14 protein-coding genes are annotated in these 22,955 nt (G+C 42.9%); 8 read left to right on the forward strand and 6 right to left on the reverse strand.

Annotated features, from left to right (window positions below):
- Positions 1 to 18: 18 nt before the first annotated feature.
- The 5 genes from GXP67_RS28210 to GXP67_RS28230 all read left to right on the forward strand — a co-directional run bounded on the left by GXP67_RS28210 (position 19) and on the right by GXP67_RS28230 (position 9,945).
- The gene (locus GXP67_RS28210) at positions 19 to 660 is read left to right on the forward strand and encodes a DUF4242 domain-containing protein (RefSeq protein WP_162446227.1); all 642 of its coding nucleotides are present in this window, start codon (positions 19 to 21) and stop codon (positions 658 to 660) included.
- 403 nt (positions 661 to 1,063) lie between these two features.
- Positions 1,064 to 4,945 (forward strand): GEVED domain-containing protein, encoded by a 3,882-nt coding sequence (locus tag GXP67_RS28215; protein ID WP_162446228.1) that lies wholly within the window; start codon positions 1,064 to 1,066, stop codon positions 4,943 to 4,945.
- Between the two features lie 5 nt (positions 4,946 to 4,950).
- Complete coding sequence (locus GXP67_RS28220; protein WP_162446229.1) at positions 4,951 to 5,394, forward strand: T9SS type A sorting domain-containing protein; 444 nt, start codon at positions 4,951 to 4,953, stop codon at positions 5,392 to 5,394.
- Positions 5,395 to 5,857: 463 nt separating this feature from the next.
- Positions 5,858 to 8,812: a M6 family metalloprotease domain-containing protein gene (locus tag GXP67_RS38540; RefSeq protein WP_162446230.1), complete on the forward strand. Its 2,955-nt coding sequence runs from the start codon at positions 5,858 to 5,860 to the stop codon at positions 8,810 to 8,812.
- Positions 8,734 to 9,945 carry a T9SS type A sorting domain-containing protein gene (locus GXP67_RS28230; protein ID WP_162446231.1) on the forward strand — a complete coding sequence of 404 codons (1,212 nt, stop codon included), beginning with the start codon at positions 8,734 to 8,736 and terminating at the stop codon, positions 9,943 to 9,945. Before GXP67_RS38540 ends, GXP67_RS28230 begins: the two co-directional genes overlap by 79 nt.
- 80 nt (positions 9,946 to 10,025) lie before the next feature.
- Here the strand turns inward: GXP67_RS28230 and GXP67_RS28235 are convergent, their stop codons facing one another.
- From GXP67_RS28235 to GXP67_RS28250, 4 genes are all read right to left on the reverse strand, one after another.
- Positions 10,026 to 10,811, reverse strand: coding sequence for an SDR family NAD(P)-dependent oxidoreductase (locus GXP67_RS28235; RefSeq protein WP_162446232.1), 786 nt, complete (start codon positions 10,809 to 10,811; stop codon positions 10,026 to 10,028).
- Positions 10,812 to 11,095: 284 nt separating this feature from the next.
- On the reverse strand, positions 11,096 to 12,154 hold the full coding sequence (locus GXP67_RS28240) for a sugar phosphate isomerase/epimerase family protein (protein ID WP_162446233.1): 1,059 nt from the start codon (positions 12,152 to 12,154) through the stop codon (positions 11,096 to 11,098).
- Between the two features lie 92 nt (positions 12,155 to 12,246).
- A complete protein-coding gene (locus GXP67_RS28245; protein ID WP_162446234.1) occupies positions 12,247 to 12,720 on the reverse strand; it encodes a hypothetical protein in 474 nt (157 codons plus the stop codon).
- Positions 12,721 to 12,754: 34 nt separating this feature from the next.
- Positions 12,755 to 15,316 (reverse strand): DUF7133 domain-containing protein, encoded by a 2,562-nt coding sequence (locus GXP67_RS28250; protein WP_162446235.1) that lies wholly within the window; start codon positions 15,314 to 15,316, stop codon positions 12,755 to 12,757.
- Positions 15,317 to 15,676: 360 nt separating this feature from the next.
- On the opposite strand from GXP67_RS28250, the gene GXP67_RS28255 reads away from it, so the two are divergent.
- Entirely contained in the window at positions 15,677 to 17,053 is a 1,377-nt protein-coding gene (locus GXP67_RS28255) for a Gfo/Idh/MocA family protein (RefSeq protein ID WP_162446236.1), read from the forward strand.
- An 81-nt stretch (positions 17,054 to 17,134) separates the two neighbouring features.
- Here the strand turns inward: GXP67_RS28255 and GXP67_RS28260 are convergent, their stop codons facing one another.
- Both GXP67_RS28260 and GXP67_RS28265 read right to left on the reverse strand, forming a co-directional pair.
- Positions 17,135 to 17,749 carry a hypothetical protein gene (locus tag GXP67_RS28260; protein WP_162446237.1) on the reverse strand — a complete coding sequence of 205 codons (615 nt, stop codon included), beginning with the start codon at positions 17,747 to 17,749 and terminating at the stop codon, positions 17,135 to 17,137.
- Between the two features lie 27 nt (positions 17,750 to 17,776).
- The gene (locus GXP67_RS28265; protein ID WP_162446238.1) at positions 17,777 to 19,102 is read right to left on the reverse strand and encodes a GntP family permease; all 1,326 of its coding nucleotides are present in this window, start codon (positions 19,100 to 19,102) and stop codon (positions 17,777 to 17,779) included.
- 303 nt (positions 19,103 to 19,405) lie between these two features.
- On the opposite strand from GXP67_RS28265, the gene GXP67_RS28270 reads away from it, so the two are divergent.
- A complete protein-coding gene (locus GXP67_RS28270) occupies positions 19,406 to 20,908 on the forward strand; it encodes an NADH-quinone oxidoreductase subunit N (RefSeq protein WP_162446239.1) in 1,503 nt (500 codons plus the stop codon).
- Between the two features lie 145 nt (positions 20,909 to 21,053).
- Entirely contained in the window at positions 21,054 to 22,955 is a 1,902-nt protein-coding gene (locus GXP67_RS28275; RefSeq protein WP_162446240.1) for an amidophosphoribosyltransferase, read from the forward strand.

The following is a 22,955-nucleotide window of genomic DNA, read 5'->3' on the forward strand; positions in this document are numbered from 1 at the left end:
CTTCAACAATCATCAATTATGAAAACGTTCGTAAAAGTGCTTTTCACCGCAAGCATCTACAGTATTATTTCCTTTCACTTGTTTGCCCAATCCGGTCAGGCAAGTATTTCTTCCCAATCCTTTGAAGGTAACAGGCATCTGTATATCGATGTTCACCAGTTACAACCTGGCAAAGTAAAATTTGAGGGCGTTGCCGAAGCACATGCCAAAGATCTGGCCGTTCAAAGCAAATACGGTGTACAATTCTTAAAATACTGGGTAGATGAACAAAAAGGCCTCGTTTACTGCCTGTCATCCGCCAGCGATAGTGCCTCTATCCGTAAAACGCATGCTGAAGCACATGGCTTGTTGCCAGCTTATACTTACCAGGTAACTGATGGTCCGGAGGCAATTATCCATGGAAAGGGTGAATTTTACCTGGATGTATATGAGTTAGGCGCAGGGAAAGTTACGGCAAAGGATGTAGCTGCGGCACACGAAAAAGATTTAGCTGTTCAGCAAAAGTATGGCGTGAACTTTATTAATTACTGGGTCGATGAAAACAGTGGAACCGTAATGTGCCTGTCTGAGGCAAAAAACTCTACTTCGGTGATCCATACCCATAAAGAAGCCCATGGATTAGTACCAGCTTATGTATTAAAAGTAAAACAGGGCGAATAATGCAACTACTCTTCCTGGCAGGCGATATACCTGCCGGGATTCATTCCTTACACCAGAGCAAAAAGCTATTGAATGGCCAGAATAAGGTAAATACTTGTTCAGGTTGATTGCCCTATTATTTCAGCTAGTGAAATACTCTATTCAAGAAGAGTAATGCTTTTTTTAAGCCACATTTGCCTTCAGTATATCATTACAGACGGAATGCAATAAAATCGCTGATTTACTTGAAGGCACTCAAAAAAATCTTTATCTTCCTGTTAACCTCCCAGCTATTTGCTTACTCATTGATGTACATGTGTATCATGTTAGGTACATCTGTGTTCATTTACCTGCTATACCTCCATTATTTGCCGGGGTACTTCTGAAAAGTATTTGCTATTAGCTCCTTAAAATCTACCTTATCATGAAAAAATTTACTTTGTATTGTTTATTAATGTGTTGTTTTCAGGCAGTTGCCCCCGCGCAAACTATCCAGGAGAGTGCGGAAGAGTATGCCTATTACCTGAATGGGAAAAAAGTTGCTCTCACGCCAAAGCAAGATGAAATTTTTGTCACTTTCTCATCTAAACCTAATCTGGCTAAAAGTAAAACTTATGCCGGTAGTTTTCTTAAGGAGGTGGCAACACCTCAGCAAGCAGACGTATTTGCTCCTGCAAATGCCGTTCGGTATAGGGTGAATGCAGGCCAGGCAGGGTTGTCTGGAAGCTACCAGCGAGTAGAAAAACAGCTCAAAAGTAATCCGGATGTCATTACAGCTTATCCTGCTTTTATGGTGGGTAAAGACAAAGTATTTGTGGGTAATAAAATTCACTTCAGCATAAAGAAAGGCGCTGACCTGGCACAGATCAAAGCCTTTCTGAAAAATAATAAAGCAGCAATTGTAGAAGAAATTAACCTGGGAGACAGAATACAATATGTAGTAGCCGTAAGTAAGGGAGGCAGTGTGTTCAACACCGCAAATAGCTTGTTTGAAAGTGGACAGGTAGAGTTTGCAGAGCCTGACTTTACATTCACCGGCTATAGTCATTTAACACCTAACGATGTATATTTTTCCGCACAATGGTTTTTGAACCAGGCATCCGATGCTGATATAGATGCCCCGGAAGCATGGAATATTAATACTGGCGCTTATTCTGTAACCGTAGCTGTTATCGATGGCCATGGTTATGAACTTTCTCACCCGGATATGGCAGGAAAAATAGTGAATCCTTATGATGCAGTGAACAATGATAATATTCCTGCACCGGAGAATGCCTATGCCAATCATGGTACGCCCTGTGCCGGCTTAATCGCAGCTACCACCAATAATACGACTGGTGTGGCTGGTGTAGGATTTAATATCAAAGTGATGCCAATTGCGATGGGTTATAATGCCATCAGTACTGGTAGTTTTTCTACCGATGCTACTGTTATTGCCAGAGCGGCATCCAAGGTAATTAATTCACCAGGGGTGGTCGCCGTAAGTAATAGCTATTCCTTTGGTTCGGCTAGTTTTGCAGCTTCCGTTGAAGCGAGTTTTACATCCATGCGCACCAACAGCCGGGGAGGATTGGGGGCAGTTATCCTTGCTTCTACCGCCAATGACAATCTAAATAATCCTACCGTGTATCCGGCTAGTTATACCAATGTGGTAGGCGTAGGAGCTTCTGATAGTTTTGATAAAAGAGCAAGTTTTTCAAATTATGGCAACCTGGTAGATATCGTAGCACCCGGTGTGAATACGTATACGACCGATCGGATCGGAGCAGCCGGTTATAATACCGGGAGTGATTATACTTATTTTAATGGCACCTCAGCGGCTTGCCCGGTTGCGGCTGGGGTGGTAGGCTTGATGGCTTCGGTAAACCAGAACGCAAACTGGGCCTTATTAATGTCCTATCTGCTGCAATCTACAGATAAGGTAGCCGGGTATACCTATTCACCTGGTTATTCGTACGGCACCTGGAACAATGAAATGGGTTACGGACGGATAAATGCCTTTAAAGCCTTGCAAAAAATGCTGGGAGCACCTATCGTCAATTCCTTTGATCCGGCCGGAGGACCAGTAGGAAGCAGTGTTACCATTAAAGGAAGTAAATTCCTGGGCACTACTGCAGTTACTTTTAATAATGTTCAGGCTCAGTTTACAGTCGTAAATGCTACCACCATTATCGCTACTTCTCCTTCCGCTAATACCGGACCTATCCGGGTAACTAACTTTGCTGGTACAGGCACTGGCGGTACGTATATCTTGTCTTCCTATTGTGTTCCTGCCTTCGATAATCCTTGTTCTACCGGAGATTATATTAATAATTTCAGCCTCAACACCCTTGTCAACAATAGCTCAGGCTGTAATGGGCAAACGGCTAATTATATCAATTATGCACCTACAGGCACCAAAACTACCCAGCTTCAGAAAGGGCAAAGTTATACCATTAGTATGCAGGGAGGGCCTAATTTATCGCAAGGCTTTGGGGTGTGGATTGACTATAATAATGACAGTGATTTTGGAGATACAGGCGAATTTGTGTATGCTTCTCCCTCAGCTGGTAAAACTGTTTTTACTGGTACTGTTACGATTCCTGCTTCAGCATCAGCCGGCGAGAGGCGCATGCGTGTCCGGACTAAGTATTTTGCTGTGCCTGCTGCCAGTGAGTGGTGTGCGAAATACACGGTAGGGGAAGTAGAAGATTATACGGTGAGCATCGGGTACTGTATTCCACAAGCCAACTGTGCTTTTGGAGATTATATCAATAATTTCAGCTTTAATACCCTGGTTAACAATAATACAGGCTGTAATACAGAAGTAGCCTCCGTAAATGGCTATATCAATAACCCGGCTACCGGAACACTTACCACTACGGTAAGCAAAGGAAAAACCTATGCTTTGAAAATGCAGGCAGGTTCTTTTCCGCAGGGTTTTGGGGTATGGATTGATTATAACAACGACCAGGATTTTAATGACAGTGGAGAGTTTATATATGGTTCTCCATCAGCCACCACGAGTTTACTTACTACCAACATTACCATTCCTTCAACCGTTTCCACCGGACAGCGCAGAATGAGGGTCAGATGTAAGTACAATGGTACTTTCACGGCTGCTGAATCTTGTACGGATGTTACCTCCGGAGGAGAAACAGAAGATTATACCATCACGATCAATGATGGAGTAGTAACCTCTTCCCAGTGGAACAAGCGTTTTGGCGGCAGTGGGGCAGATAATTTTAGTATAGTGATCAAAACTTCTGATGGCGGCTATCTGCTGGGCGGACATTCTACTTCAGCCGTGAGCGGCGACAGAACCCAAGGCACGCAAGGGGCACAGGATTACTGGATTGTAAAAACGGATGCTTCCGGCAATAAGCAGTGGGACAAACGTTTTGGCGGTTCAGCCGGAGATTATCTCAATACGATCATCCGCACTTCGGATGGCGGCTACTTACTGGGAGGTAATTCTCTGTCAGGCATCTCAGGAGATAAGTCGCAGGCTTCTCAAGGCGGACAGGATTATTGGGTAGTGAAGATTACTTCTACCGGCACCAAACAATGGGACAAACGATTCGGGGGTAGTGGTAATGATGATTTGCGTACCTTGTATCAGCTTTCCACAGGAGAGTATATCCTAAGCGGCAATTCTCTGTCAGGAATCTCTGGCGATAAGAGTCAGGCTTCGCAAGGGGCAACCGATTATTGGGTGATCAAGATCAGCTCTACCGGAGGGAAAATATGGGATAAACGCTTTGGTGGATCGGGTGATGACTGGGTAGAAGCATCAGTTGTGAATTCAGATGGCAGCATTGTACTGGCCGGAAGGTCAGCCTCAGGCTTAAGTGGAGACAAGAGTCAGGCTTCACAGGGCGGCAGAGACTTCTGGGTGATCAAGATCAATTCTACAGGGGGTAAGGTGTGGGACAAACGTTTTGGGGGTTCAGGCAATGAAGATGCCTATGCGATGGCTACAACTGGTGATGGCGGTTTCTTGATAGGAGGCTTGTCTACTTCAGGCGTGAGTGGAGACAAGAGTCAGGCTTCGCAAGGCGGACAGGATTTCTGGGTGATCAGGCTCAACTCCACAGGCGGGAAAGTATGGGACAAGCGATTTGGGGGTAGCCTGACAGAAGATCTTCGGTCGGTGATCCGTACCTCGGATGGGGGTTATTTACTAGGTGGTAAATCAGATTCAGGCGTGAGTGGAGACAAAACCCAAGGTTCACAAGGGGGCAGGATTACTGGGCAGTTAAAATCACATCTACAGGCACCAAGCAATGGGACAAACGCTTTGGAGGTTCAGCAGCAGAAGAGTTAAGAACGGTGTTACAGACTTCCGATGGAGGCTACTTGTTAGCAGGCAGATCTGATTCTGGCATAGGCGGAGATAAATCACAAGCTTCGCAAGGCGGTACTGATTACTGGATGGTGAAAGTGTCTTCCAGTGGTGGTGCCAGAATAGCCTCTGAGCAGGAACTGATAGCAGAAGAGGAGCATATGGAGGCAGATTTCCACTTACAGGCTGATCCGAATCCATTCACTGAGAAAATCACCATTAGCTTTACTTTGCCTCAAACTGAGCAAGTGAGATTAAAAGTGTATAACAGTATCGGGCTGGAGGTTAATACTTTATTTGAAGGCGAAGCCGAGAAAGACAAAGCCTATATGTTTGAGTGGAAAGCCACCGATCAGCAGCCAGGCATGTACATCATCCGACTAGGCAGCGAAAGTAAAGTTCAGACTAAAAAAGTGATCCTTGTAAAATAATTAATTTCTGCTAAAAAATTGTATTTATCTGAGAGCCGGACTATATGTCCGGCTTTTATTTTATATGTGGAAGTAAGAAGTTTTGTATGAGTAAATGTATTTTATAAGAGCATTGTGTTTAGTTATGGCATTAAAAACACGGAAAGCACTGGCAGAAAAAGCTTATTTACCGCTTAAAATTTTATTTTACATCCCTTTAAAAATTTCACATTTCCCTGTTAACCTTTCTTCCAGACGGGCACTAAACTGTGTACCTGACCTAAGAGAATCTATCCTTCAAACAGATTAGCAGCCCATTAAAACTACTGTTATCCACACTCATTTTTTGTAACAAGAAATAGTATCAGCCCGGTGTTTTATTCACTATTCAAAAGAGTGGCCTTATAATCTGTTGCTTACCAATTAATAATAACTAAACAACAAAAAAATCTATTCACATCATTACCAAAGTTTTAAACAAACCATGAAAATTAAACAATTTATTATCAGTGCGTATTTGTTATTGTGCGGTTTGCCCATGATGGCCCAGCAACCCTCTAATTGTCCGGCTTCCCCCTATCCGATCACCATTAAACAAGCGGATGGGACTTCCATAACCATTATCGGAAAAGGGAACTTACTAAATTCCTGGACTGAAACCGTGGATGGCTATACAGTCGTAGAAAAAAACGGAATGTATGAATATGCCCGTAAAGTAGATGGCAAACTGGTAGCTACAGGAGTAAAAGCCAGAAATTCAGAGGAAAGAAAACCGGAAGAAAAAACATTTCTGCAAAAAACACCTAAATCATTGAAGCCGGATGCACCTTCGCAGTCTAATACATCTCTACTTAATCCGTCAAATTCGCCATTATTAAGCGGGCAGAATGCAGGCTATCCCAGGTCAGGAAATATAAAAACCCTGCTTATTTTAATTAAATATCCTGATATGCCCAATACGTATGGAAATGCTTATTTCAATAATATGATGAATGCCACAAATTACAGAGGTACTGGCAGCTTCAGAGATTTCTTTATTAAAAGCTCCGTGTACTCTCTAACCGTAGATACCGATGTAGTCGGATGGTATACCGCCAAAAATAGTTACGAGTACTATGGCAAGAAAAACGGCGATCTTCGCTCCGTTGATCTGGTGCGGGAGGCAGTAGATGCTGCAAACAAAGCAGGGGTAGATTTTTCAAAATATGATAATGATAAAGATGGAAAAGTAGACGGAATCATTGTTGCCCATGCTGGTCCGGGAGCAGAAGAAGGAAACCAGTTGCAATATATCTGGTCGCACCGCTGGTGGTTATCAGCCAACAGCAAGCAGGTTAGCTATGATGGAGTGCTAGTTGAAGATTATATGATTAACCCGGAGACCAGGATTTTTACCAACGATATTGTAGGCATAGGTGTTTACTGCCATGAATTCGGCCATAATCTGGGCTTACCAGATTTATACGATACTGATGAAAAAAATGGCAGTTCTGAAGGAATAGGCGAATGGTGCTTAATGGGCAGTGCCGGCTGGCTAGGCAAAGAGCATCAACCTGGCAATATGAGTGCCTGGGCAAGAACAACTCTGGGATGGATGTCGCCTACTACGATTACTACACCTGGTAATTACTCCTTATATTTTGGTGCAATTGGGTACCGGATGAATACACCTGTGCCTAATGAATATTTCCTGATAGAAAACCGGCAGAAATTAAACCTGGATGTGGCGTTGAATGGAAGTGGTCTGGCCATCTGGCATATCAATACGGATAAAACATCTATGTATCCGCCTACCAATTATGTAAATGCCGATGAAAACTTAAAAGGGGTAGATCTGGAAGAGGCCGATGGCAGAAATGATCTGGATTATCAACTCAACCGGGGGGATGCAGGTGATTTATTTGCGGGGCCTTCTAACAAGACAGCATTTAATGACAATACATATCCTAATTCAAAAACCTATACCGGCGTGAGTTCTGGTGTTAATATTCATGATATTTCTATATATGACAATGGCACTACCAGCAGATACAAAGCCTTATTTACGGTAGGCAATGCCTTATCTTCAGGTGGGTATGATTTTCCGCTTTCCTATCCATATGGTTGCAATAACAGTGATTATATCAATCATTTCGGCCTGAATACCCTTGTTAATAGTAATTCTGGTTGTAACGGGCTGGCGAATAACTATATTAATCATGCCCCAACTGGCACGAAAACTACCCAGTTACTGGCTGGAAAAACTTATGGTATTAGTATGCAATCGGGTCCAAATCCACAAGGCTTTGGGGTATGGATTGATTTTAATGATAACAAGACGTTTGATGATCCCGGGGAATTTGTATACCACTCTGGTACAGCCAGCACCGGCGGATTTATCAGCAGCATAACTATTCCGGATAATTTTCTGGGTAACGGCTTAAAACGGATGCGGGTACGGAGTGTGTATAATTATGTGCCTACAGCGTTAGATGCTGATAAAGCGCTTGGAAGACCGGGAGAAACAGAAGACTATACCATTAGCATTGGTCACTGCACCCCATTTTATGCCGCACCTTGCACTTCAGGAGATTATATCGATGATTTTAGTTTTAATACCCTGGATCATCAAAACTCAGGTTGTAATGGGCAACCAAACAATTATATTAATTTAAATCCACTGTATGTGTTAACAACCGCCGTAGTGAAAGGTCAGACGTATCCCATCAGCATGCAATCCGGGCCAAGTGCACAGGGCTTTGGCGTGTGGATCGATTATAATGATGACCAGGATTTTAATGATAGCGGTGAGTTTGTATATGCTTCGCCTACCTACGGAACAGGCATATTTAAGGGTACAGTTACCATTCCTGCTACTATTACAGCAGGATACAAACGAGTGCGCATACGAAGCAAATTTGGGGCTGTGGTTACAAGCGGTCAAGCATGTGAGCAGTTTGCTTTAGGCGAAACCCAGGACTATACTATTACGGTTGCCAATCCGGTAGTAGCTACTTCGCAATGGAACAAGCGCTTTGGCGGCAGTGGGGCAGATAACTTTAGTGTAGTCATTAAAACTTCAGATGGCGGCTATCTGTTAGGCGGACACTCAACTTCTGCTATATCTGGTGACAGAACTCAGGGTACGCAAGGGGCACAGGATTACTGGATTGTAAAAACGGATGCTTCCGGCAATAAGCAGTGGGACAAACGCTTTGGTGGTTCTGCCGGAGATTATCTCAATACGATCATCCGCACTTCGGATGGCGGCTACTTGTTAGGAGGAAACTCAATGTCAGGTATCAGTGGAGATAAAACGCAGGCTTCTCAAGGCGGACAGGATTATTGGGTAGTCAAGATTACTTCTACCGGCACCAAACAATGGGACAAACGATTCGGGGTAGTGGCAATGATGACCTGCGTACTTTGCATCAATTGTCGACAGGAGAATATATTCTGACAGGGTATTCTCAGTCTGGTATCTCTGGTGATAAGAGTCAGGCTTCGCAAGGGGCAACCGATTATTGGGTGATCAAGATCAGCTCTACCGGAGGGAAAATATGGGATAAACGCTTTGGTGGATCGGGTGATGACTGGGTAGAAGCATCGGTTGTGAATTCAGATGGCAGCATTGTACTGGCTGGAAGGTCAGCTTCAGGGGTAAGTGGAGACAAGAGTCAGGCTTCACAGGGCGGCAGAGACTTCTGGGTGATCAAGATCAACTCCACAGGAAGCAAAGTATGGGACAAGCGTTTTGGCGGCACAGGCAATGAAGATGCCAACGCAATGGTAGCTACTTCAGATGGCTACTTGATAGGAGGCTTATCTACTTCGGGCATATCTGGAGACAAGTCTCAATCTTCACAAGGTGGCAGTGATTTCTGGATTATCAAGATCAACTTAAGCGGTACCAAGTTGTGGGATAAACGCTTCGGTGGAACACTTACAGAAGATCTCAGATCGATTATTAAGACCACAGATGGTGGGTTTTTATTAGGCGGTAAATCAGATTCAGGCGTGAGTGGAGATAAGTCGCAGGGCTCACAAGGAGGCACCGATTACTGGAGTGTGAAAATCAACTCATCCGGCACCAGGCAGTGGGACAAACGCTTTGGGGGTTCTGTGGCCGAAGAGTTAAGAACGGTGATTCAGACTTCCGATGGCGGCTACTTATTAGCAGGCAGATCTGATTCTGGCATCTCTGGAGACAGAACCCAGGCTTCGCAAGGCGGTACTGATTACTGGATGGTCAAAGTATCTTCCAGCGGTGGAGCTGGCTTAATAGCTTCTGCCAGAACCGAAGCTGAACAGGCATCAGAAGAGATGGAGATAAGCATGGGTTTAAAAGCTGATCCGAATCCATTTACTGAGAAAATCACCATTAGCTTTACTTTGCCACAAACCGAGCAAGTACGCTTGAAAGTATACAACAGCCAGGGATTAGAAGTCAGTACCTTGTTTGAAGGCGAAGCCGAGAAAGACAAAGCCTATGAGTTTGAATGGAATGCTAACGATCAGAATCCTGGCATGTATATTATCCGTTTGGGTAGTGAAAGCAAGATGGAATCCAGGAAAGTAATTCTTGTCAGATAATTTCACTTAAAAGGTTAGTACAAAGCCGGATATAAGTATATCCGGCTTTTTCTTTATATGTTTTACTTAGCCTATTGGTGCTACTTGGCTGTCCAGCCACCATCTACGGTGAGTATGGTACCTACCATATAGGTAGCTGCCTCACTTGCCAGAAGTAGAGCTGCTCCCTGTATTTCTTTTAATTCTGCCCACCGGCCCAGTGCAGTAGCGCCTACTACAAATTTCTTAGCTTCATCAGAGTCAGCGATAGGCAAATTCATTTCAGTCAGGAATGGTCCAGGACAAATGGCATTTACATTTATGTTGAATGGAGCAAGTTCTAAGGCAAGCGCCCTGGTCATTTGTACTACCGCCCCTTTACTGGCTGTGTAGGGAGTCCGGTTGGCTAAGCCGACCAAACCAAGTGTACTGGCCAAGTTAATAATTTTTCCGGCACCCACTCCTTTCATATGCGGAATTACTGCCCGGCAGGCGAGCCAGGTGCCATTCACATTCACTTCCATTACTTTGTTAAAATCGTCCAGGCTGAGCTGGTCAATGGCTCCCCGGATATTAATGCCGGCACTATTGATCAGAATATCAATTCTTCCGAATATGTTCAAGGCTTCCTGAACCATCGCTTCTGTCTGTGCTTGACTGGTAATATCTGCCGGGAAAGAAACTGCTTTCACCCCATATTGCTGACTCAATGACGTTGCGGCTGCTTCGCCTTCTGCTGCATTCCGGTTGACCAGCATCAGATTTGCTCCTGCCGAAGCAAGCCCAGCCGCCATCGCCAGACCCAGGCCTTTGGAACCACCTGTAACAATAGCTGTTTTTCCGCTCAGATCAAATAATTTTATTCCAGGAAGTGTTTCTATACTCATACTAAATAGTTCTAGGTAATGATTAAATAGTTTCTGCCCAATACTTACAGGCTTTCGCAAATAAACAATACTTTACCGCTTTGTACTATCAGAAGAGAAAATAATTCTATTCACTCACTTTCTGTTCCCATTTAAATCATTAACGTTTTGGTATAAATATTTTGCAAGTACAAGTAGAAGATGTTTTCAATCGTTGTTAGAAGGCCATTTATTTCATAAAAGCTGAATTGGTTTACTGCGTATTGTGAGTCAATATGTTTTGAGAATAATGTTGTGTAATGTGTTTAATTCAGATTTAACTCGTTTTTGCTATAGGCCAGGCAGGATACAATATTATCTTCTTCTGCTTTTAGTTTTTCTTCCGCTGTCAGTTGAGAAACCCTGGGAAGTTCAGGCTTATAGGGATGCGATTTTACCATACGTAAAGTCCGGGCAAGTGCAGTTGGTGATATACCTTCAAAAGTAGTCCAGTATTCATCTTTCAGACAAGGTATTTCCAAAGGATCACGGGTGATCATTTCCAGGTTAAAGGTTACGTTGGGATTATTTTTTTTGCACAGCGCCACAATTCTGGGCAGATCCAGTATTCCTTTTCCCAGTGGAACTTCCGACAATAGAAAACCATCTGCATATTCGGCTACAGCCATGTCTTTTACATGAGTACTTACTGCATACGGAACCAGAGTCTCTACCACTTCCATCGGATCTTCCAGCAGGGCAATACTATTTCCAAAATCCAGGGTAACACCCACCCATTCACTGCTTACTTGTTTTAATAAAGCCGCCAGTTCAGGTGCCAGCCATTCTTTGTGGTTTTCTACGCCTAGTTTGATCTTGTGTTTTTTGAGAACTGGTTCAGAAAGTTGCAGAGCGAGCAAGGCGCTTTTTTGAAAGGCTTCGAATTCTTGCTGGGACTTAAATGTTTCATACCGCCTTCCGCCCAGGCTAACGGTGCGTAAAATCTGAGCTCCGGCTTCTCTGGCATTCGCCACTTCTTTTTCAAACGTGGCTACATCTTCCGCTTTTTTAGGCAAGCCAATAGATCCTTCCATATACAAACCCAGCTTTTCTCTCCTGGTACGTACTTTTTTAACAAAATCTGCCGACCAGTCTTTTACCACTACCTGTATGCCTCCGGCTCCAATCTGATGGCAATGTTCGAGCAGGTCGATGGCGTTGGTAAAAGCGGGATAAGCCTGGCTGGGCGTTTTTGAATTCCACCGGCTGGCATAGGAATGTACCACTACGCCCATAGGTATCCCTTTGAGAAAATTTGGGATTACTGGAAAAGACAGTGCCATGGCACCAAAGGCTGTTTTCTGTAAAAAATCTCTTCTATGCATTATGTTTAAGTTTAGTAGTCATTTGTTAATGGTTATTAGTTAGAAATCTGCTTGTACAGACTAGACTTATCCTGTATTGGCTACATATCATATCAATCAATTTTCAGGTTAGGATAAGGATTTTCAAGACTAGATTTTCGCCATACACTTCTTTTAGACATTTCTAATGCATCCTGGATATTAAAGTCAATTCCTAATTTATCTAGTAAAAAATCAGCATCGTTTAATCTGGTTTCCTCTTGATACATTACTTGCCCTGAGGTCTCTTTAGCTAAAAAATAAGCTGCTTTGTTTCCAAGGATTTCACTACTTGCCTTGATTTCTAAAATCAGCGGATTAATATTTATAGGGTTAATATCTATAACTTCATTTTTATTCTCCCGGCTTGCAATATACAACTCGGTCCAATCCCTGCTGGCTGGGTTAAAAGAATTTCCGTCTGAATCAATATTATGAAAATCAGACCAAATAAAAGATTTTAACAATCGAAAATCCGGTCTTGGCCCATTAATCAATACTTTAATTTTGTAAGTAAGCATGAACTCATTAATCCATTTATCTTGCAATCAACTTTATAATTGACAACTGACCAATCATCAATTATTTCCCTCCACTGCCAGTATTTGCTTTCCCCTCCAGAATATGCTGGTTTAGCTCTTTGGCCGTCCAGGGTTGAACCCGTCCTTGTGAAGTATGCCTGGTGCCGCCTACCAGTCCACGGCTTACCGGACCGGCATCGTTGCCCCATTCATTGCGGATATAAGTTAAAATCGCTGTAATAGCGCCGTCATCCATGGTAGAATGTGCCGGCATTACCGGAAGAATTTCTGGTGCATTGTATAGTTTTCCGTTCACTTCTACCGGACCCTCCATGCCATGTAAAACCAATAAAGCCAGCCTTTTTTCATCACCCAAAACCCAGTCGGAGCCAATCAGCGGAGGCGCAAAGCGGTTTAACCCGGCACCATCCGTTCCATGACAGCCGGCACAGGTAGTCAGGTAATGCTGCCGTCCCAGGGCGAAAAGTTTCTGTTCGTTTTCATTTAACAGTGTCTTTTTCTGCGTACTGGTGGTATCGGTAGTATGTCCGGGCCATTCAAATAAAGTTGAAATAGCCTGTTTTTGAGCAGGTAACAATTGTATATCTTTTCTGGCTAAAATGCGGGGTTCACCATCCAGCCGGATACGTTTGAATTTGGTATTATTTCCCTGCACAGACATTGAGGTAAGAATGGTTTTTTCCTGCCAGCCTAATTTATCCTTATCTAATAGTGCTAAAAGTCCATCGAGCTCAGTTGCATTTCCTTTCCGGAGTACAGCAGTGGATAGCATTTCCAGAAAAATCTCTTTGGCTGGTGCATGTGCCTGCCATTGAGGAGGTGTCCGGAGTTGTTGCAAAAAAGCAAATTCCTGGTTGGGAAGGCTGCTCAAAATAGCATCCCGGATTAATGCCAAGTCTCCATATTTATCTGCAATGCCAGCCAGAATAGTATGTGCCGCTTCCGGACGAAGTGCTGATGCTGATAGGGCGATCTGCAAAATTTCTTCTACAGGTGCTTGCTCCCAGCTTTTCAATAGATGTGTTTCCAATTTTGCCTGTACCTGTTGATCTGATGTGGCCAATGGTTCCAGCAGGCGTAAAGATGCGCTGCGTACTAGCGGATGCGAATCAGACAAGGTCTGAAAAAGCAGATCAGGGGTTAACTGATGTAAGCCTTCGAGTGTCCATAGGGCATGAAAACGGCCCAAATGGGATTGCCCTTGTTTAGCCAGTTGCTGTAAGGCTGGAATACTGCTTTTGTCATTGCGCTCCACCAGTAAACGCTGGGCAACATCCCGGTGCCATCCATCCGGATGTGACAAGCGTTCAACCAGCGCAATAGAAGTTGCAGTTGATAATTTTTCTGCCTTGGAAGGTTTCCAGTTTTCGGGTACAATCCGCCAGATACGGCCATAATGAATAGGTTGAACCAGTTTACGCATGAGGGTTTGTTCCTTCAGATAAGGGGTTACATAGGCTGCATGCTGCACTAATCCCCGGTACATATCCGCAATGTATAAAGCGCCATCAGGGCCGGTTGCCTGATGTACCGGACGGAAACGTTCGTCGGTTGAAGCCAGAAATTCTTTGCCTGGATGAGGATCACTGGCATTCAGTTGCAAGCCGGTTTCCTGTGAAATATTGCGTTTAATTAAATTGCCGGAAGGCTCACATACAAAAATATTTCCATAAAACGATTCTGGTAGTGCTTTACCCCTATAGAACAGGGGAGAGCAGGCAGCCGTAAATTCCAGCAGCCGGCCAGTAGAATCTAAGGTGCCGGGAATATATCCCCGGTTTACCGCCGGATTAGGCCGGATGGGGAAAATCCTTCTGTCTAAAGTAAGTCCATGATCGATGCCGGTGGTAGGCGTATGATTTTTGTTGCGGGAAAGATAATTGGGCGGTACGAGGTCCGCATGTAGTTGTGACCAGTTGTAGTTATAAACCAAGCGGCCTTTGTCATCGTGGCTGATTCCCCATTGACCCCGGAATTCTGTGCTATCCCGTTTCCATTTTCCATCAGCCAATTTGTAGCGGAAGCGTGATTTTGCATTGTAATACCAGTTATCAATACCCCGCCACAAACCGTTGTCTGAATGTTCAGGCAAGCCGTTTTTTGCATAATCGGCATCGATGAGGGTTTTTGTATCGGCTTTTAAATCTCCGTTTGTATCCTGGGTTAGCCACAACGATTTATTATGGGATATAAGGGCACCCCCTGGTACCAAAGCGATGGCTCTTGGCAAAACCAGGCTATCCAGATAAATGGTACTGATATCCATTTTTCCATCGCCATTCTTATCTTCTAATACAGATACCCGTCCGATAGGTGCATCTTCGCCACTGCCATCCACTGTAGGCATAAATCCGCGCATTTCAACTACCCATAATCTTCCATCAGGGTCGAAGGTAATAATTACCGGATCTTGCACCATAGGCTCAGCAGCTACTAACTGAATTTTTAAGCCGGGTTCCAGCCGGAAAGTAGCTAATTCTTCTGCCGGTGTTTTAGCAGGTGAGGGACCTTCGTCAGGCTTATTGCCTAATCTGGCCGCACAACCTATCATTCCCAATAACCATACACTCAACAGGCAACTAGTATACAAATACTTCCCCATAATATAAGAGTAAAATAATTGTTAAATTTATATATTTTCTCCGAAAAAGCCATATTTATGGGGAGATAGAAGTTGGAGGTTATAGGCTGGAAAGTGTATAAGTGTTACAATTAATCAACTATTGGAGTAAACTGTTTAGAAATAAAATTGTCTCAGCTGATTTAATTTAGTTCTTATACTTATCTAACCTCCATAGTCTAACTTCCAATTTCTAACTTCTACGCTAATTTATCTTGCTGTTAGCAGAATATTTGTATATTGCCTGGACAAGTACTGGTATAATTTCCGGAAATAATTGAAATTTTTTATACGGATAACTTGTGCTTATGCACCATTTCTAAACCTTAATATTTTATAACAATGAATGAGTATTCTCTCAACCGCCGCCGATTTCTGAAAGGCGCTTCTGCTTCCCTTGCCCTCACTACCCTTGGAACGCCAAGTCTGGAGTTTCTTTCTCCGGCTACTACACTCAGGGTAGCTTTGATAGGAACCGGCTGGTATGGAAAAAGCGATCTGTTCCGTCTGATACAGGTAGCTCCGGTAGAAGTGGTGGCCCTTTGTGATGTGGATAAAAACATGCTCGATGGAGCAGCTGCATTGGTAAGCCAGCGGCAGAAATCCAAAAAGAAACCTAAACTCTATACAGATTACCGGAAATTGCTTTCCGAGAATAAAAACAAACTGGATATTGTACTGATCGGCACACCAGACCACTGGCATGCGATGCAAATGATAGATGCAGTAAAAGCAGGCGCGCATGTGTATGTGCAAAAACCTATCAGTGTGGATGTAATGGAAGGAGAAGCCATGGTGGCTGCTGCCAGAAAATATAATAAAGTAGTACAGGTAGGAACCCAGCGTAAAAGCACGCCTCATTTGATTGAAGCCAAAAAGAATATTGTAGATGCCGGGTTATTAGGTAAAATTTCGCACGTAGAAATGTGTTGCTATTTTCATATGCGGGCCAATGGCAATCCTCCGACAGAACCTGTTCCGGCTTTTCTGGATTATGAAATGTGGACTGGACCTGCGCCGATGCGTCCCTATGATGGATTGCCGCATATCCGCTGGTGGCGTACTTTTAAGGAGTATGGAAATGGCATCATGGGAGATATGTGTGTGCACATGTTTGATACCGTTCGCTGGATGCTGAAACTGGGATGGCCTACACGCATTACATCCAATGGGGGAATATATGTACAGAAAGAAGGAAAATCAAATATTGCTGATACGCAGGTGGCTGTATTTGAATATGATGGATTGAATTGTGTATGGCAGCACCGCACCTGGGGAACGCCTGCCAATCCGGATTATCCCTGGTCATTTACTTTGTATGGAGAGAAAGGAACTTTAATTGCTTCCACCATGCAGTATGATTTTATTCCACAGGATAATAAAGCACAAAAGATTCACAAAGATGTGGTATATGAAAAAGAGAAATATCCGGAAGATGTTACGGAAGAACGGATTGAGTTGAATGCAGCACCTGCCACCAGGCTTCATATGCTCGATTTCCTGGCTGCTATTGAGAAAAACAGCCGTCCGGTAGCCGATATTGAGGAAGGACATATTTCGACAGCTAGTTGTATTTTAGCTAATATTTCTATGGAAACAGGCCGCCCGGTAGTATATGACCCGGCAAAGCGGCAGATTGTAGGAGATGAAGAAGCAAATGCCTTATTACAACGTCCGTACCGTCAGCCCTGGGTTCATCCCGATCCAAAACAAGTGTAAAGATTAGTATTGAGTACAAAGTATATAGATAAAAAGCCTGAAGACAAGGAAGAACTATATCAGCCTTGTTTTTAGGCTTTCTTATTTTATTTTTAGAAGAGCTAAATCAGATTTGAAACAAACATTTATGAGTGTGGCATTATTTTGAATCAGATCATCATCAATAGTTTCCTTACTAATAATCTTATCCAAATAGTCGCCTATGCTATAGAATATAAATACAAAATAATTTCCTTGTGACAATTTATTAAAGACCTTAAAAGTAAGAGTATCAATATAGGTTTCGCCTGGTTTTAATATCAACTTATTTTTCATAAATGATTTCTCCATACTTTTAAACATTCTATTTAAATCAGAAACGCCTATGATCTTACTTCTTGGTCCATATCCTGGTAGTTGAACAATGGGAAGAATATTTTGATGCATAGAGTCTAAAATAGCTAGTGATAAACGTGCCGTTGTTCTTCCACAATACAAAGTATCATCAAGTGTTGCCTCTTCTCCATTACCAAAATTGTATAATAGATAAGTTTTTGTAGAAAGATTAATCAATTTTAAAGGTATTCTTATTTTTTTCCTTCCTTTGTTTAATCTTATATTTTTTTCAGTGATTGATAATTTTAAAGAATCAGAATAACTCCCTTGAGCAAATGCACAAGTTGAAATAAAAACTACTAATAGCAGTGCTATTTTCATGGTTAGTGTTTATAAAGCAGTAACTTCTTACCCAAACAGAGCAATTACATAAATTACTACAAAGGCCGAGCAAGCCAGAATCAGCGTTCCCAAACTGTGCGTCTGGTTGCCCAGTTTGATATTCATACCGGTAAGCTGGGTCATGGCCCAGAAAAAACTATCGTTGGCGTGAGAAATGGCAATTCCACCAGCACCAATAGACAATACAGTCAACACTTTCATCAGATCAGTATCTAAGCCAAGGGTTGACAGCAGCGGTGCAATCACAGAAGCAGTGGTAATGATGGCAACAGTAGAAGAACCTTGTGCTGTTTTTAAGGCAAGCGACATCAAAAAGGGTAAGAGCAATCCCAGGTTCGCATTACTTAGATTTGTACTCACCAGATCGGCGATACCTGAATTCTGGAGCATTTTTCCAAATACGCCTCCTGCGCCAGTAATTAAAATCACCGGAGCTGCCACCAGTAAGGAATCACCGATCCATCCCGAGGAAGAAAGTAACTGGCGGTCAAATTTTTCAGGCAATAGAAACGACACAAATGCTCCGGCCAGTAAGGCCATTACCGGATTTCCGATAAACAACAGGGTAGCTGCCAGCCATCCCTCACCAAAAGGCTTTGTAGGATAACTGGCAATGGAAGCAAACACAATCAGGATGAGAGGCAGCACAATAGGTAAAAAAGATTTTCCCAGAGAAGGATATTTTTTTGCAGTTACAACTATTTCATTTTCATTATAGCGGGGAGCCAGTTCAAATCTGGCTACATAGTATTTTACAAAATAAAAACAAGGCACTAATGCCAGGGCACTCACCAGCATTCCCCATAAAATAACCATGGCTAAATCGGCTCCCAGGATACCTGCGGCAGCAATAGGGCCAGGCGTAGGCGGAACAAGCGAGTGGGTAGAAGATATACCAAGCGTAAGGGCAACGGTGGTAGCAGCATAAGGCAATTTTCCTTTAAAAGACAATGACTTGTTGATGGGGTTCATCATGATAAAGGCACTGTCGCCAAATACCGGAATAGACAGAATCCAGCCGGTAATCATCATGGCCAGCATCACCGACTTTTCTCCGATAAACGATAGAACTCTTTGCGCAATTACAAAGGCACCTCCCGTTTTTTCGAGAAAAGTGCCAATAATCACCCCCAGCAAAATCACCAATCCAATTCTACCCAATACTGCGCCAAAACCTTCTTCAATGGATTTTAAGATCAATTCACCGGGCATGCCCGCTAATAAACCATATCCAATTGCTCCTACAAAAAGGGCAAGAAAAGGGTGAATGTCAAACTTAATAATAGCATAGATAATAATGGCCAGAGAGACTAGAACCGTAATAATGAGCATGTGGTGATGTTGTTTGAGTTATAATGGCAAGGCCCAAAAATTGGATTGTATGTATTTACTAAAGTTTGAAAGATATTAATTTGAATAGGTAATTACAAAATAAAGAAGGCGGTTTTTATAACTATTTTTACAATAAGTTGGATAGTTATACCGGATGCCTGTAAATATCTGCTTCTGATAACAGCAGATGACGAACTGGTTGATTTATCTGTACAAATTTGTACTTTTATTGCACCATTCAATTCAGATCGTCCTATATTGCCGGAGGAAAGTTAACATATACTCATTCATCCATATTAACGCTTGTTTCCCAGTCAACTGAACAGTGCACTTGAGCAAATCACCAGGAGTTTATCCGGATTTATTCCTGAGGCAGGACTGGTTTTGTTATTTCTATTGTTGATTGTAACTGATATTGTTTTTTCCAAAAAAGCATTCATCCCGTTTCTAGTACTTACCCTGGCTGGTTTACTGATCGTGGGATATACGGTTTTTCTACAATGGCCTTATAATGAAAATCCGGCTATGCTTTTCCTGCAAATGCTCCGGCTGGATGGAATGGCTGTATTTGTTAAGATACTTCTAATTCTCTCTGCAGTTTTTACCGTACTTCTCACGCTGAACAGCCGTTATCAGAAAGAAGCCCAATATGGCAGAACCGGCATTTTTTTCTCATTATTAATAGCAATGTTACTGGGCTTATGTCTGATGGTGATGTCTGTCAACCTGCTGATGTTGTATCTGGCGATTGAACTGGTTTCAATCTGCTCTTATGTTTTAGCTACATTCAGTAATGCCAAAAAAGGAGCAGAAGCCGGGTTGAAATATTTATTGTTCGGTGCGATGAGTTCAGGCATTATGCTATATGGCATGTCGTTGCTGTATGGATTGACCGGAAACTTGTCCTGGTATGAACCTGGATTTTCAACTGCATTACAAGATTTACCTTTATTGCCAGTATTACTTTCCCTTACACTCATACTATGTGGTTTGTTATTTAAAATCAGTGCAGTGCCTTTTCATATTTGGACACCAGATATCTATGAGGCAACGCCTACGCCTATTGTAGCCTTTTTCTCTGTGGCTCCTAAAGCCGCTGCATTTGTTGTACTGCTTCGCTTTTTTGTGGCTAATCCTTCGCTTTCCATAGGAACAATCAGTTTAACCCATTTGCTGGCTGCTATTACCTTAATTACCCTACTGGTTGGAAATTTTTCCGCCTTGTGGCAAAACCAGGTAAAGCGCCTGCTGGCTTTTTCTTCCATTGCCCATGCTGGCTTTATTCTCATTGGCATTGTAAGTGCAAACACAGCAGGCTGGCAGGCAGTACTGTTTTACCTGACAGTGTATCTGTTTATGAACTTTGGCGTATTTCTATTAATTGATGAGCTTCAAAAACAAACAGGATCGGAAATGGTTCAGGATTACAAAGGGATAGGCTTAACAACTCCATTTCTGGGTATTGCCTTTCTACTGGTAATGATTGCGCTTACCGGACTGCCACCTACTGCCGGTTTTACTGCCAAAGTATTTGTGTTTTCTGCCCTCTGGCAAGCCTGGCAAAGTAGTAAAAACAGCTGGCTGCTGACTTTATTTGTAATCGGCTTATTTAATATAGTGGTGGCCTTGTTCTATTACCTACGGATTCCTTTTTTCATGTTTTTCAGGCAGGCAAGTGAACCCATTTCTATAAATTTGGGTATGTATAATAGATGGCTTGTCATATTCATTTTAATTCCGTTATTGCTGTTTTTCTTTAAAGCAGACTGGCTGATGAATATGATTGCAAGCATACAGTTTAAATAAGCCGTTGGTCTTTAGTCTTTGGAGAGAATGAAGGGAAGAGTTAAAGGCCGGCGACGAAAGACTAAAGACTATTTCGAATGTTTGCTGTTTTTGCGTTATTTTGTATTCTATTTCCCATTAACCCCGAAATTTACTTTCAGCTTTTATGAGCGACCAAATTAAGCACGAATGTGGCATTGCATTCATCCGGTTACGTAAGCCTTACAGTTATTACATAGAAAAATACGGCACTCCCTTATATGGCCTCAATAAACTCTACCTGCTGATGGAGAAACAACATAACCGGGGACAGGATGGCGCAGGAGTAGCGGTGATTAAAATCGGGGTCAAACCAGGCAGCCGGTATATCAGCCGTTATCGCTCCATCGACACTCAGCCCATTACTTCTATTTTCGAAAAAATTAATAAGAAATTTAAAAAGTCCATGAAGCATAATAAGGCACATGCCAAAGATGCAGAATGGTTAAAAGAAAATGTAGCTTTTACGGGCGAAGTATTACTGGGACATTTGCGCTATGGTACCCACGGAATGAATAGTGTGGAAAACTGCCATCCGATGCTCCGGCAAAATAACTGGCGCAGCCGCAACCTGGTGGTAGCCGGTAATTTCAATATGACCAATGTAGATGACCTGTTTGGAAAACTTATCTCTCTGGGTCAGCATCCCAAGGAAAAGGTAGATACCGTAACCGTGATGGAGAAAATTGGCCATTTTCTGGATGAAGAAAATCAGCGGATTTTTGAGTTATACAAAGACCAGTATACCAATGAGGAGATGTCGCATATCATTGAAGAGAAAATGGACATTCCCAGGGTTCTTCGGCGTTCGTGCCGGGATTTTGATGGAGGATATGCCATGGCAGGTATTATGGGACATGGATCTTCCTTTGTGGCCCGTGACCCGGCTGGCATACGTCCGGCCTACTATTATGCTGATGATGAGGTGGTTGTAGTTGCCTCTGAAAAACCGGCTATCAAAACTACGTTTAATATAGATTACAGCCAGATTAAAGAAATTACGCCTGGCCATGCCTTAATTGTGAATAAGGAAGGTGAATATGGTGAATATAAATTCATTGAACCCTTGGAAAAGAAATCATGCAGCTTTGAGCGTATTTATTTCTCCCGCGGTTCCGATCCGGATATTTACAATGAACGGAAAGAGCTGGGGCGATTACTGGTTCCGCAAGTACTGGAAGCAGTAGAATATGACCTGGAAAATACGGTTTTCTCCTATATCCCCAATACCGCTGAAACTGCATTTCTGGGGATGGTAGAAGGTTTGCAGGATTTTCTTGTGCAGCAGCGGAAAGAAGTAATTCTTGAAGGTAAAGTAAAAGGAGATGAATTGTATAAAATCCTTTCTTTCCGGCCCAGGGTAGAAAAACTAGTGATTAAAGATGCCAAATTGCGCACATTCATCACTGACGATGCCCACCGGGATGACCTGGTGGCTCACGTATATGATACCACCTATGAAGTAATCCGGAAAGGAATTGATACAGTGGTATTGGTGGATGATTCGATTGTGCGGGGCACCACCCTTGAGAAAAGCATCCTGCGTATGCTCGACAGGCTGGGACCTAAAAAAATTGTAATTGTTTCCTCTGCACCTCAGGTACGTTTTCCCGATTGTTATGGCATCGACATGTCGAAAATGAAGGAATTTGTGGCTTTCCGGGCGATGTTAGCCTTATTGAAAGAACGCAAAATAGAAAACATGCTGGATGATGTACAGGCAAAAACCCGCTTTGCTTTGCTTGAAGGAAGAGGACAACAGGAAAATTTTGTAAAAGCGCTCTATGAACCTTTTACCGACGAGCAGGTATCCAAAAAAATTGCTGAAATCGTACGCCCCAGAGGTTTAAAAGCAGAAGTGGATGTTATTTATCAGACAGTAAAAAACCTCAATAAAGCTTGTCCGAATCATACTGGTGACTGGTATTTCACCGGTGATTATCCTACTCGGGGAGGGAATGGCGTAGTAAATAAAGCCTTCCTCAACTTTATGGAAGGTAAAGTAGGCCGGGCTTATGAAATATTCTGA

The sequence above is a fragment of the Rhodocytophaga rosea genome (genome assembly GCF_010119975.1).
Classification (GTDB): domain Bacteria; phylum Bacteroidota; class Bacteroidia; order Cytophagales; family 172606-1; genus Rhodocytophaga; species Rhodocytophaga rosea.

Excerpts from the sequence above, each read along its gene's own strand:
- GXP67_RS28210 (WP_162446227.1), top strand. The coding sequence starts at position 19 with ATGAAAACGTTCGTAAAAGTGCTTTTCACCGCAAGCATCTACAGTATT.
- GXP67_RS28255 (WP_162446236.1), top strand. The coding sequence starts at position 15,677 with ATGAATGAGTATTCTCTCAACCGCCGCCGATTTCTGAAAGGCGCTTCT.
- GXP67_RS28265 (WP_162446238.1), bottom strand. The coding sequence starts at position 19,102 with ATGCTCATTATTACGGTTCTAGTCTCTCTGGCCATTATTATCTATGCT.
- GXP67_RS28230 (WP_162446231.1), top strand. The coding sequence starts at position 8,734 with ATGGGACAAACGATTCGGGGTAGTGGCAATGATGACCTGCGTACTTTG.
- GXP67_RS28275 (WP_162446240.1), top strand. The coding sequence starts at position 21,054 with ATGAGCGACCAAATTAAGCACGAATGTGGCATTGCATTCATCCGGTTA.
- GXP67_RS28250 (WP_162446235.1), bottom strand. The coding sequence starts at position 15,316 with ATGGGGAAGTATTTGTATACTAGTTGCCTGTTGAGTGTATGGTTATTG.
- GXP67_RS28215 (WP_162446228.1), top strand. The coding sequence starts at position 1,064 with ATGAAAAAATTTACTTTGTATTGTTTATTAATGTGTTGTTTTCAGGCA.
- GXP67_RS38540 (WP_162446230.1), top strand. The coding sequence starts at position 5,858 with ATGAAAATTAAACAATTTATTATCAGTGCGTATTTGTTATTGTGCGGT.
- GXP67_RS28235 (WP_162446232.1), bottom strand. The coding sequence starts at position 10,811 with ATGAGTATAGAAACACTTCCTGGAATAAAATTATTTGATCTGAGCGGA.
- GXP67_RS28240 (WP_162446233.1), bottom strand. The coding sequence starts at position 12,154 with ATGCATAGAAGAGATTTTTTACAGAAAACAGCCTTTGGTGCCATGGCA.
- GXP67_RS28260 (WP_162446237.1), bottom strand. The coding sequence starts at position 17,749 with ATGAAAATAGCACTGCTATTAGTAGTTTTTATTTCAACTTGTGCATTT.